This is a genomic window from Neobacillus solisequens, from assembly GCF_051233465.1.
In the GTDB taxonomy this organism is placed as follows: domain Bacteria; phylum Bacillota; class Bacilli; order Bacillales; family Cytobacillaceae; genus Neobacillus.
Map to the genome: position 1 here is coordinate 171,245 of NZ_JBKFGJ010000011.1, position 13,706 is coordinate 184,950.

At 40.9% G+C, this 13,706-nt stretch carries 8 protein-coding genes and 1 pseudogene; 2 read left to right on the forward strand and 7 right to left on the reverse strand.

The features are described from left to right. The first annotated feature begins 54 nt into the window (after window positions 1–54). A complete protein-coding gene (locus ACI3K6_RS12295) occupies window positions 55–1,824 on the forward strand; it encodes an oleate hydratase (RefSeq protein ID WP_435555063.1) in 1,770 nt (589 codons plus the stop codon). A 298-nt stretch (window positions 1,825–2,122) separates the two neighbouring features. Beyond that, window positions 2,123–3,676, forward strand: a complete 1,554-nt coding sequence (locus tag ACI3K6_RS12300) for an ABC-F family ATP-binding cassette domain-containing protein (protein ID WP_335478447.1) — start codon at window positions 2,123–2,125, stop codon at window positions 3,674–3,676. A 107-nt stretch (window positions 3,677–3,783) separates the two neighbouring features. Here ACI3K6_RS12300 and ACI3K6_RS12305 read toward each other — a convergent pair whose 3' ends face one another. The 7 genes and pseudogenes from ACI3K6_RS12305 to ACI3K6_RS12335 form a co-directional block, all read right to left on the reverse strand. Then, window positions 3,784–5,664, reverse strand: a complete 1,881-nt coding sequence (locus ACI3K6_RS12305) for a sigma-54-dependent Fis family transcriptional regulator (protein WP_435555064.1) — start codon at window positions 5,662–5,664, stop codon at window positions 3,784–3,786. Window positions 5,665–5,898: 234 nt separating this feature from the next. After that, complete coding sequence (locus ACI3K6_RS12310) at window positions 5,899–6,957, reverse strand: 2,3-butanediol dehydrogenase (protein ID WP_435555065.1); 1,059 nt, start codon at window positions 6,955–6,957, stop codon at window positions 5,899–5,901. 16 nt (window positions 6,958–6,973) lie between these two features. Further along, a pseudogene (gene lpdA, locus ACI3K6_RS12315) lies at window positions 6,974–8,290 on the reverse strand (dihydrolipoyl dehydrogenase); the annotation flags it as partial. A 78-nt stretch (window positions 8,291–8,368) separates the two neighbouring features. Beyond that, window positions 8,369–9,601: a dihydrolipoamide acetyltransferase family protein gene (locus tag ACI3K6_RS12320; RefSeq protein ID WP_435555066.1), complete on the reverse strand. Its 1,233-nt coding sequence runs from the start codon at window positions 9,599–9,601 to the stop codon at window positions 8,369–8,371. Window positions 9,602–9,627: 26 nt separating this feature from the next. Then, the gene (locus ACI3K6_RS12325; protein ID WP_435555067.1) at window positions 9,628–10,656 is read right to left on the reverse strand and encodes an alpha-ketoacid dehydrogenase subunit beta; all 1,029 of its coding nucleotides are present in this window, start codon (window positions 10,654–10,656) and stop codon (window positions 9,628–9,630) included. Window positions 10,657–10,757: 101 nt separating this feature from the next. Continuing rightward, entirely contained in the window at window positions 10,758–11,750 is a 993-nt protein-coding gene (locus ACI3K6_RS12330) for a thiamine pyrophosphate-dependent dehydrogenase E1 component subunit alpha (RefSeq protein ID WP_435555068.1), read from the reverse strand. Window positions 11,751–11,970: 220 nt separating this feature from the next. Further along, window positions 11,971–13,560: an NAD(P)/FAD-dependent oxidoreductase gene (locus ACI3K6_RS12335; protein WP_435555069.1), complete on the reverse strand. Its 1,590-nt coding sequence runs from the start codon at window positions 13,558–13,560 to the stop codon at window positions 11,971–11,973. Window positions 13,561–13,706 lie beyond the last annotated feature (146 nt).

Here is a 13,706-nt window from a genome sequence, read left to right on the forward strand (position 1 = left end):
CTCCAATCATTTTTATCATGGGTATGTAAGGAAAAAGATTAGGAGGTCGTGAACATGTATTATTGCAATGGAAATTATGAAGCATTTGCCCGTCCAAAAAAACCAACAGATGTGGATAGAAAATCAGCATATCTTGTAGGTTCTGGGTTGGCATCTTTAGCTGCTGCATGTTTCTTGGTGCGGGATGGTCAGATGAAGGGCGAGCGAATTCACATTCTGGAAGAGCTTCCTATTGCTGGTGGTGCCTGCGATGGCATAAAAGACCCTCAAAAAGGATTTGTAATCCGAGGCGGACGTGAAATGGAGAACCATTTTGAATGCTTGTGGGATCTGTTCCGCTCCATACCTTCCCTTGAAACGGAAGATGCCTCTGTTTTAGATGATTTTTACTGGCTAAATAAAAAAGACCCTAATTATTCACTTATGAGAGCAACGGTAAATAGAGGTGAAGATGCTCACACTGATGGGAAATTTGCATTGAGTGAAAAGGCTTCGATGGAAATCATGAGGGTATTTATGACCCGAGATGAAGATCTATACGATAAGAAGATTACAGATGTATTTACCGAAGAATTCTTCTCCTCTAACTTCTGGTTATATTGGAGAACCATGTTTGCTTTTGAAGACTGGCACAGTGCCTTAGAGATGAAGCTGTATATTCAAAGATTTATTCACCATCTCGGAGGACTTCCTGATTTATCCACATTGAAGTTTACTAAATATAATCAGTACGAATCATTGATTCTACCAATGATGAAATATCTTGAAGCCCATGGGGTTCATTTCCAATATAATACCAGGGTAACAAATGTTATTTTTGATATCCAACATGACAAAAAAGTGGCCACTAAAATCATTTGTCAAAGAGACGGTAATCTAGAGTGTATTGACCTTATCGAAGACGACCTAGTTTTTGTTACAAACGGCAGCTGTACAGAAAATTCCTCTTTAGGCGATGATCATCATGCGCCATTATTTAATGACTCTGAAGGAGGCTGTTGGGAACTTTGGAGAAATATTGCAGAGCAGGATCCATCCTTTGGTAACCCTGATAAATTCTGTACAAATACAAAGGCAACGACTTGGGAATCAGCCACAGTGACTACCCTCGATGGCAGAATCCCTCCATATATTGAAAAAGTTTGCAAGAGAGACCCATTTAGCGGCAAGGTCGTTACAGGCGGTATTGTAACTGTAAAAGACTCTAATTGGCTTATGAGCTATACCTTAAATCGTCAGCCTCATTTTAAAAACCAGCCTAAGGATCAACTTGTTGTTTGGGTTTACGGATTATTTGTAGATGTTCCAGGAAACTACATTAAAAAGCCAATGAGAGAATGTACCGGTATCGAGATTACGGAAGAATGGCTGTATCATTTAGGTGTACCTGAGTCCGAAATTCATGATATGGCAACAAAATCAGCTCATTGTATTCCTTGTATAATGCCATATATAACTGCATTTTTCATGCCAAGAGCCAAAGGTGACAGACCTAATGTCGTTCCGGAAGGCTGCACTAATTTTGCCTTTTTAGGGCAGTTCGCTGAGACAGTACGTGATACGGTATTTACAACGGAATATTCTGTAAGAACAGCAATGGAAGCTGTATATACCCTGCTAAATGTAGACCGTGGAGTCCCCGAAGTATTTGCTTCCTGCTATGACATTAGGGTACTGCTGGATTCTACATCAAAAATGTTGGAAGGTAAGAAACTGACTGATTTGAATATTCCAGTCCCTGATAGCCTACTTAACAGTGAATATATGCAAATCATCTCTAAAACTGTTATTCCAGACTTATTGAAGCGATACAAGTTAATTTAGCATACCCCCTTTCCCTTCCCCTTCCTTTATGGGGAAGGATTTTTTTAACCAATTCCTTCATGTTTTCTACTTTTATTTCCAAATGGGATTAACTCATATCATACCTCCAGGTTTGATTGTATAATAGACTATCACCCAATTGTTATACAGACAGATTAAATCATTTTATTAAATGCAGCAAACTGCAATTTACTCAAAAATCGAATTACAATTTTTATAAAAAATAACTTCCATATAGAAAAAGCAGCCAAAATCTAGTAAGATATCCACATGTGACATTAGATAAGGGGTTAAAAAAATGAGCGTATTAAACGTACAAAATTTAAGCCACGGTTTCGGTGATCGTGCGATTTTTAATAATGTGTCTTTTCGACTTTTAAAAGGAGAGCACGTTGGACTTGTTGGGGCAAATGGTGAGGGTAAGTCTACTTTCATGAATATCGTTACTGGTAAACTGCAGCCCGATGAAGGGAAAGTCGAGTGGTCACGAAAAGTTCGTGTAGGTTATTTAGATCAGCATGCAGTACTTCAAAAAGGTACAACAATGCGTGAAGCTTTGAGTTCTGCTTTTCAATATCTATTTGACGCTGAAGCAGAGATCAATGAACTTTATGCAAAAATGGGCGATGAAGGTGCGGATATCGATGCCTTACTTGCTGAAGTTGGAGAGTTACAAGAAACTTTAGATAGTAATGATTTCTATCGAATTAATGCAAAAGTAGAGGAAGTTGCTCGTGGTCTAGGATTAGACGAAGTTGGACTCGATCGGGATGTAGATGATCTTAGTGGTGGGCAACGTACGAAAGTTTTGTTAGCTAAGCTTTTGCTAGAAAAGCCTGAAATCCTATTACTAGACGAACCTACAAACTATTTGGATGAGCAGCATATCGAATGGTTGAAGCGTTATTTACAGGAATATGAGAATGCATTTATCTTGATTTCCCATGATATTCCATTCCTGAACAATGTTGTTAACTTAATCTATCACATGGAAAACCAAGAGTTGAACCGCTATGTAGGTGACTATGATAACTTCTTAAAAATATATGAAATGAAGAAGCAGCAGCTAGAGTCTGCATACAAGCGTCAACAACAAGAAATAGCTGATTTGAAAGATTTTGTTGCTCGTAACAAGGCAAGTGTGGCGACTCGTAATATGGCGATGTCTCGTCAGAAGAAGCTCGACAAAATGGAAATTATTGAATTGGGGAAAGAGAAGCCGAAACCAGAGTTTAATTTCAAAGAAGCACGTGCAGCTAGTCGTTGGATTTTCACGACTGAAGATCTTGTTATTGGTTACAATGAACCACTTTCTCGCCCTCTGAATTTGAAAATGGAACGCGGACAAAAAATTGCCTTCGTAGGTGCAAACGGGATTGGTAAGTCCACCCTTTTAAAAAGTATTCTTGGGTTGATTAATCCTATTTCGGGTAAAGTAGAACGTGGTGAGTATCAACACATCGGTTACTTCGAGCAAGAAGTGAAACAGTCCAATTACAACACGTGTATTGAAGAGATCTGGAGCGAGTTCCCAAGTATGAATCAGGCTGAAGTCCGTGCTGCTCTTGCAAAATGTGGACTAACGACGAAACATATTGAAAGTAAAGTCGAAGTCCTTTCTGGTGGAGAAAAAGCCAAAGTTCGCTTGTGTAAAATTATTAACACAGAAACGAATTTATTAATTCTAGACGAACCTACCAATCACTTGGATGTGGACGCAAAAGAAGAATTGAAGCGTGCTTTAAAGGCCTATCGCGGAAGTATTTTGATGGTATCCCACGAACCGGATTTCTATCGTGAAATTGCGACCGATATTTGGAATTGTGAGGATTGGACGACGAAAGTATTTTAATTTAAGAGTAAGGGGTACCTAGTGAATAAAATTTCACTCTGGTACCCCTTTTTTTATAAACCATTCAAAATTATCAATAAAGAGATCCCTATTACCAACGAAAGACCTTACATTCCAAACTTTTGGAGCCTTTTATAAAAAGTACTCCTTGGGATTTCTAATAATTTCGCCGCAGCGGTTACATTTCCTTTTGTCTTTTTTAATGCATCCATCATTAGGTCCTTTTGGATTTTTTCTCGGGCATTTAACTTCTTTACAGCTTCTTCGTTATTTACCTGAGCATTTGATGAAGAGCTGCTTGGATGTCTAATGGTGATAGATTCAAAGTTATGAGCAAAGTTATCCTGACTTGACTGTTCATCAAGAGACATAATATATAGCCTCTCTAATAGGTTTATTAATTCTCGGATGTTCCCCGGCCATTCATAGTCTATCATTCTAGAAGAGAGCTCCTCTAAATTAGGGATGCTCCATCCATTTCTTTTACAGAAATACCTGACGAGGTGTGGGATATCTTCTTTTCTTTCTCGAAGAGGAGGTACGTCAATGGGATAAACGTTCAAGCGATAGTAGAGGTCTTCTCGAAAAATTCCATCTCCAACAAGTTTCGTAATATCTCGGTGGGTTGCGGTAATAATCCGGACATCTAATGGGATTTCCTTTGTACTCCCAATCGGAGATACTTTCTTTTCCTGAAGTACACGCAATAAGGCCACCTGCATGGAATGCGGGATTTCACCTATCTCATCTAGAAAAATCGTCCCCTTTTCAGCCTGTTTAAATTTTCCATTATAACCTTGCCGCCTTGCCCCGGTAAAGGCCCCTTCTACATAGCCAAAAAGCTCACTTTCCATCAGTTCTTTCGGAATCGCTCCGCAATTTAATGAAATAAATGGTCCATCCTTTCGGGGGCTATTGTCATGAATCGCCCGAGCAATCAACTCTTTTCCTGAACCGGTTTCACCTGAAATAAACACGGTGGTATCTGTTGGAGCAACTAGCTTTACTTTAGCTAACGTATTTTGAAAAACCTCACTCGTTCCACTCTCTCCTTTAAAGATAAAGGTTTTTGAAGGGCTTTGTACTTGAAATGATATATTTTTACGGTGGGTTAGCACTTCTGAAATAAAATAGTAACTTCCAATCATCCTGTTGTTTTCCTTTAAATGAAAAGGCATTTGTGTATCAATTTGATATCCATTATGCAATAGTTCGTAAAGGTTCATACCAATTAATTGAGGAAACCTTTCACGGAGCGGTTTACTCGCGGATATAATCATTTGTTTTTGATTACAAACCAAAAAAAGCTGGTTTTGATAGGACTCTGCCAGATGGCCTGCTTGCTGGTAAAGTGCTATTTCTTCTTGATAGGTCCGCTTGCTGATTTCTTTTTCAATAGCATAAGAGATGGAAGTGACCATACCGAGCATAAAGGGGTGAGAATAGTTCACTGGACACGAAACATCAATGACACCCATTAGGTTTCCATTATCGTGAAAAATAGGTGTGGCGGAACAGCTCCATTGATGGGAAGCGACGGAATAATGTTCCGCCCCATTAATCGTTACCGCTTCTTTTGTCTGTAAAGCTGTCCCAATTGCATTTGTACCAACCTCAGACTCAGTCCAGCGCACCCCTTCAACAAAATTTATTTTCCTTGCATCCGATAAGGTTTGTAAGTTTCCTGTTAAGGATAGAACATATCCATCTGGATCGACCAAAAGTGCCATCATGCCTGAATCTTTTATTGCCTGATCCATCTTTTTTATATAAGGGGAAGCTATTTCGATCAGCAGAGAATTCTTTTCTTTTTTGGCATCCAGTTCTTCCTTTGATAATAAATCAAGACCTTTATTTAAATAAGGGTTTACCCTTTCTTTCTTACATCGGTGCCAGGATTCCGAAATTCGTTTGTTCAACCGTGCTGAATCAAGAATTCCTTCTTTAACAAATCGCTTCCAAGCATCAAAATAGAAAGTCGTATTCATACACCCTCCTGAAATCATAGAAATATTACCAACAGTGATTTGAGATCCATTACATGTTGTAAATTTTGCGAAGAAAAAAGGAGAATTAAATGAAATGCGTCTAAACGTGGTGGTTACGTATAGTTCTAATTATACAAAAAAAGGAATTCACTTTCAATCAGAGAATTGTCATTATACAGAAAATTCAAAAAGCCACGTGCAATGAAACACGTAGCTTGATAAATTAATAAATAATTATAAGGAAGGATCTACTAATATCTTAATTTGGTTCTTATTTTTAGTTAATGCTTCAAATCCCTTAGAAACGATTTGCTCAATAGATATTTTTTTAGTCACTAATTCTGCTGCTTTAATTTGCCCATTGGCAATCAGTTGAATAACTTGAGGAAAAATGTTGCGATAAGCTATTATACTAGTCATTTTTCTTTCAGTTAAAATAAAATTATTTACTGGAATACTGGCTGGCTTTTCCCATATGCTGATATTCACCACATTTCCTTCTGCTTTTGTTGATTCAATCGCGGTATTAATCGTAGCTTCGATCCCAGCTACCTCAAAGGCTACATCAACCCCAAGTCCATTTGTATATTCTTTTATTGCTGCAACGGGATTTACTTCAATAGGATCAATGACGATGTGGGCTCCAGCCTGTTTAGCAATCTCTCGGCGTTCAGCTGAAACCTCTACGGCAATTATTTTACTAGCCCCTGCGGCTTTGGCAGCTTGAATCACTAATAATCCAATCGGTCCTGTACCAATCACGGCGATGGAATCACCAATTTTCATATCACTTTGGCGAACCGCGTGAACGGCAACAGCGGTTGGTTCAACTAGCGCTGCTTGTTCCCATGACATATGGTCTGGAATTTTATGAACCATTTTTGATGGTACCACGCTGTATTCTGAAAAACCGCCCAAGCCCCCGGACAGACCAATAAAACCTAATTGCTCACAAACATTATAATGACCTTTCTGGCAAGAAGAACAGTTCCCGCAGCTGTAAATTGGTTCTACACACACACGGTCGCCTACTTTAATACCTGCTACTTCCTCCCCAATTGCTGTTACTTCCCCTGCATACTCATGACCCATTACAATTGGAGCTTTATCCTTAGAAATTGGATGGGGTTCTTTTACTGGAACGAAAATGGGGCCAGCCAAATATTCATGTAAATCTGAACCACAAATGCCACAATAAACTACTTTTATTTTCACCTGATCTCTTTCAATCGAAGGTTCAGGTATGTTTTCGACTCTTATATCCTTTTGGTTATACCAAAGAGCAGCTTTCATCAACATTTCTCCTTTCTTAAACATGAACTGCATGTCCAACGGCACCAAGTAATGCCTCATGAATGGCCTCTGAAAGACTTGGATGGGCAGCAATAAATTGTTCCAAACTGTCCGTTGTCAACTCAGCATGAAGCATGACGGTACCTTGCCCAATGAGTTCGGTGGCGTGGGGCCCGACAATCGATACCCCAATTATTTCCCCATACACTGGTTCAACCAACACCTTTACCTTTCCAGATTGTTCATTGGAAATGAGCGCCTTTCCGTTTGCAGAGAATGGAAACTCCCCAACTCTTATGTCACCATATTGGTCGATCGCCTGCTTTTCCGTTAAACCTACACTGGCAATTTCAGGTGAGGTATAAATGCAGCGGGGCACAGCACGATAGTTCACCTGTGTATCGACTCCGCATGCGTTTAAAGCAGCAACTGTTCCTTCCTGGAAAGCCACATGGGCCAATTGAATCCCGCCGATAACGTCTCCACAGGCATAGATATTTGGAATGTTTGTTTGCATTTGCTCATTTACAACAATTCCTTGACTTGAAAAATCAATTCCAATGTTCTCAAGACCCAAGTTATTGACCCTTGGCTTACGGCCAATCGAAACGAGAACCAAATCAGATTCAACCTCATGGAGACCTTTATCGTTTTCAATAAACGCCTTCTTCTGATCCTTGTTTACCTCTTTTAGTCTAGTCGAAGGAAAAATCGTAACATCGTCGTTTTCAAGCTCCTTTTGTAAGATCGCGGCTACATCTTTATCTTCTCCTGGCAGCAGCTGATCCGCCATTTCGACAATGGTGACTTTTGTTCCCAATCTGCTAAAAATACTAGCAAACTCGCAGCCGATTACACCTCCGCCGATAATGAGCAACGAGGAAGGAATGGACTGGAGCGACATCGCCTGCCCACTATGAATGATCCAATCGCCGTCAAACGGTGCAAATGGCAGCTGGATCGGTTCAGAGCCCGCCGAGATAATGATTTTGTCTGCCGTTATCTCTTCTTGGTTCCCATTTTGCTCAATTCGTATAACCCGGCTCGTTAGGACAGTTGCCGAACCCTTTTTTACCTTCACTTTATTTTTTCTCATTAGATATTGGATTCCGTGAACCAGGGTCGAAACAATCTTGTTTTTACGGCTTTGAACGGAATTCCAATCGATTTCAATGTTACCAGGAGGAAGTTGAATTCCAAACTCACTTGCATTTTGAAGTTTATTGTACACTGTTGCACTTTCTAGGAGGGCTTTAGTAGGCATGCACCCTTCATTTAGACAGGTTCCTCCAAGCGGCCCCTGGTCAATTATTGTCACTTCAAACCCCTGCTGGGCTGCAGTAATTGCAGCCACATATCCAGCAGGACCACCACCTATAATTGCGATCGATGTCAAGTAGTTCCCTTCTTTCTATAAAAGCATGGTTATCGGTTCTTCTAAATACTGCCTGATCGTTTGTAAAAATTCTGCAGCTGGAGCTCCATCCAGTACACGGTGGTCAAATGTCAGACTGAGCGGAAGAATGCTTCTTCTTTCTAAATTTTCACCTATATAAGTTGGGGTATTATAAACAACACCTACACCAAGAATCCCTGTTTCAGGTGGATTTAAGACTGGTGTGAAATGCTCGACACCGTATGCTCCCAGATTACTAATCGTAAACGTGGAACCTTGCATTTCTTCGATACTAAGCTGCGCTTGTCTTGCTTTTTGAGCTATGATTTTAATGTTTCGGGATAAATCAATTAGTGAACAGCTTTCGGCATTGCGGATGACTGGAACCACTAACCCTTTTTCAAGCGCAACTGCCATGCCAAGATGGACGTTCTTGAACAAATGAATTTTATCGTCTATATACGCACTGTTCATTTCTCCATGCTTCTGCAGGGAAAGCACGACGGCTCGTGCAATAAAGTCGGTCACCGTTAACTTTTGATCATAACGATTTTGAACGGTTTGGGCTATTTGCTTTTGTAAAGAGATTAAATCCGTCACATCGGCCTTCATGTTAATGGTTAGCTGTGCTGTTTTTTGCAAGCTGTCATACATGCGGCCTGCAATCACTTTACGGATGCCGCTGACCGGTATTTGCTGAGCCTCTTCTAAAGGTTTCACTGGAGTTTCGCTTGATTCCTGCTTCGCTTCAGTCTGCGGCGAGGATGAATTCTTTATGGCTGCCTCTACATCTTCTTTTGTTATTCTTCCTCCAGGCCCCGTTCCTTTGATATTTTCAATAGGAAGGTTGGCTTCCTCCGCCATTTTCCTTGCGACAGGGGAAATTTTCACCCGATTTCGAGTCGTACTTACTGAAGAGATTGACTCTGCTTTTTCATTTACAGGGTCGACTTTTTCTATTTCAGGCTTTTGGGCTTCTTCGACTGCCAGCGCCGCAGCTACTTCTTCACCCGAAATTCCGATATAACAAATTACAGTCCCAGGTGGAACCCCTTCTCCTTCGGGGACAGCAATTTTCAATACGGTTCCTTCCGCAGGAGATTCCACATCAATTTCAATTTTTTCTGAACTGACGCTTGCAATCGGTTCACCCTTTTCAACAGGATCTCCGACTTCTTTATTCCATATGGATACAGTGCCTTCTTTCATGGCCATTCCTAATTTAGGCATCACAACTTCTACTGCCATATTGATCGCTCCTTCCCGCTCCCCGTTTATACTTCTAGGGGTGCACCTACTAGTTCTGCTGCTACTTTGACCACTGTTTCTGCTTTAGGCAAATAAATATCCTCGAGTACTGGTGAGAAAGGTACAGGCGTGTGTGGTGCCGTAATTCGTTTAATTGGGGCATCGAGTGTATCAAACCCTTTATCCGCAACAAGCGCCGCAATATCCGTAGCCATACTGCATCTTGGATTGGCTTCATCGATAACGATAAGGCGGTTAGTTTTTGCTACAGACGAAAGAATCGTTTCTTCATCCAAAGGTGACAGACTGCGCGGATCAACGACTTCGACTTCAATTCCTTTAGCTGAAAGTTGCTTAGCTGCTTCCAAAGCGGTGTGTACCATCTTACCAATCGCTACAATCGTTACATCTGATCCTTCCCGCTTAATATCCGCTTTGCCAATCTGAACCGTATAATAACCTTCCGGAACATCGCCGGTCATATTATAGAGTGTTTTGTCCTCAAAAAAGATGACAGGATCGTTATCTTCGATTGCTGCTAGTAATAGCCCTTTTGCTTCATAAGGTGTGGATGGGACAACTACTTTCACACCCGGAATCGCCGTAAACAGAGCATATAAACTTTGGGAGTGCTGGGCAGCTGCTCTAAATCCGGCACCATGCATAGTGCGAATCGTAACGGGAACCTGCGCCTTGCCCCCAAACATATAGCGGAACTTTGCCCCTTGATTTAATACTTCATCTAAACAACTTCCAATAAAGTCGTTAAACATTAATTCAGCAATTGGCCTTAAACCGGTTGAGGCCGCCGCCATCGCTGCACCCATATAACCTGCTTCTGTAATGGGCGTATCCAAAATTCTTTCCCGTCCAAACTCCTGAACAAGCCCTTTCGTGACCCCGAGAACTCCGCCCCATGCATCTTCGTCCTGCAAGTGATCCACTTCAGCCCCGCCGGCCACGTCCTCACCTAATAAAATGACATTCTCGTCCTTACGCATTGCAAGTTTCATAGCCTCGTTAATCGCTGCAGACATACTCAATTTCCTTGCCATCATCGAATTCCTCCTTTTAATTTGTCCATACGAATAAAATTACTAAACTCTAATTTTATTATTTAGGGCTGCACCTGTACGCCGTCCTTTTTTTCTTCCTATTAGTACGACACGTATACATCGGTTAACAATTCAGAAGGACTTGGGTAGGGGCTCTCTTCACTGAACTTTACTGCTTGATTAACGGCTTCCTCAACTGACTCTTCTAAATGGGTTAATTCGTTTTCAGCTAACAACCCTTGGCTCAGCAAGTGATTTCTAAATAGTAAAATGGCATCTTTATCCGTTTTATGCTCGACCTTTTCTTGTTCTGTTTTGTATTTTTGGGCATCTCCCTCGAAATGACCATAATTTCGATACGTCACACATTCAATTAGGGTAGGACCTTCCCCACGGCGTGCCCTCGCAACTGCTTCTTCTGCAGCTTGGTAGACTGCAAGAATGTCTTTTCCATCTACCTTAATACCTGGGATATTATATCCAATTGCCCGATCAACAATGGATTTACAGCTGGATGCATAGGTAAATGGAGTAGCCTCTGCGTATCCGTTATTTTCAGCCACAAAAACAACCGGAAGATCCCAAATAGCAGCAAGATTAATTCCTTCATGAAAAGTCCCGTGGTTTTGAGCGCCATCTCCAAAGAAGCAAACGCTTACACCATTAGTCTTTTTATACTTAGCTGTTAAGGCTGCACCGCATGCGAGAGGAAAGCCTCCGCCGACAATTCCATTGGCACCAAGCATCCCTTTATCAAGGTCAGCAATATGCATCGATCCGCCCTTTCCTTTGCATAAACCAGTTACTTTTCCGTAGATTTCCGCCATCATTCCATTTAAATCACAGCCTTTGGCAATACAATGACCGTGCCCGCGATGGGTGCTAGTGATACTATCTTTATCCGTTAAATGGGCACAAACACCCACAGCAACGGCTTCTTCCCCTGCGTATAAATGAACAAATCCTGGCAAGATTCCCTGTGCAAATAATTCATGCACTCTATCCTCAAAATTACGGATTTCTAGCATTTTTTGATACATCCATTGTGCTTTTCCCTTTGTTAAAGCAACATCTTTACTTTCCATCGTTCTCATTATTTCAGCCTCCCCGGAAAAATTCATTACAACTTTATTAAAGCAAGAACCGTGCCAAGAAACGGAAGCCACATTCTCCGAGCTTTTACGAAAAGGAAGGCACAAAAAAAGAGACAAAATGATACAACTGTCTCATTTTGTCTCTTTTTGATTACTTTTTAGGTATCTACTAAATTAATGATCTATCCTCTATAAGCTTTTTAAAGGTAGTGTATGAAAACTACCCTTCAAGCTCCATCATCGCTTCTGCACATTTTATACCGTCAACAGCACTGGATGTAATTCCTCCCGCATAGCCTGCCCCTTCACCACAAGGATACAACCCTTTGATATTTGACTCAAATGTCAGGGGGTTGCGTTTAATTGTAACAGGTGAAGAACTTCGGCTTTCGACAGCTGATAAAACCGCATCATGTTTGATAAATCCCGCAAGCTTTTTATCCATCACTCTTAACCCATCTTTTATACTATCAACGATAAAATCATCCAGACATTCTCTTAAATCCGTTGGTGTAACACCGGGGGTATAGGTGGGAATAATATCTCCCAGTTGTTTACTACCCTTATTTTCTAAGAAATCGCCTACCAATTGCACAGGGGCAAAATAATTACTGCCACCCAGTTCAAAGGCTTTTCGCTCAAGTTTTCTTTGAAACTCTATAGCCGCCGTAACATCGCCATTGAAATCTTTTGGTGTGACAGAAACAAGAAGGGCACTGTTTGCATTTTCGCCACTTCTTGCGCTATAGCTCATACCATTTGTCACTACAGTATTTTTCTCTGACGCGGCTGCGACAACATGGCCCCCCGGGCACATACAAAACGTATAAACTCCACGTCCATTAGGAAGATGTGCATTCAATTTGTATTCAGATGCACCAAGCAGTGGATTATTGGTAAAGCTGCCGAATTGCTGTAAATCGATGTCTTTTTGGTGATGTTCAATGCGCACACCTACAGCAAAGGGCTTAGGGATCATCTCTACACCTAAATCCTTTAACATATAAAAAGTATCACGAGCACTATGCCCGACCGCCAATACAACCGTCTCGGTTTGGATGATATCTGAACTTCCTTGTTTTTCAAGGAGAACGCCCCTAATTTCTCCATTATCAATGATAAGTTCCTTCATTTTCGTTTCAAAACGCACTTCTCCGCCTAGTCGCTCGATTTTTTGACGAATGTTTCTAACCACATTGATCAAAATGTCTGTTCCAATATGGGGCTTCGCTAAATAAGCGATCTCCGGTGGAGCACCAGCTTCAACAAGTTCATGTAGCACTTTCGGAATTCTAGTATTTTTTATGCCAGTTGTTAATTTGCCATCGGAAAATGTTCCTGCTCCCCCTTCACCAAATTGGACATTACTATCAGTATCAAGCAAGCCGTCTTTCCAAAACTTTGCAACAGCCATTTTTCTGCGATCGACGTCCATTCCCCTCTCTATAACAATTGGGTTTAATCCATGTTCCGCTAAAACCAAAGCACAGAAAAGGCCAGCAGGACCACTGCCTACCACGACGGGACGAATTTTTTTATTGATTTCCTTCTTCACATTCACAAATGATTCAATGTAAGATACATCCTTTATTCCTAAATAGGACCTCTCGTTATTCATTTCAATATCAATAGAATAAACAAGCTGGATATTATTCTTTTCCCTTGCATCAATCGATTTTTTCGAAATACGAAAAGACAGTATTTTATCCTGTTTAACCCTTAGCATTTTCTGGATCTTCTGAGCCAAAAGTTGATTTTCCTTAGTAGGATCAAAATCAGCCCGAAGCTTAATATTACTTATTCTTAACATGTCCATTTCCATCCTTCATTTTTTGGTAAAACCCAAGGGACGGTTCTAATGGCCATTTCCACAAAGAATGGGTGCCACTAAAACCGCCCCCCGGCTCTATTCTAAGCTGATTTTTTTGCCAGCGATTGGACCAAGTTTGAGGTCGT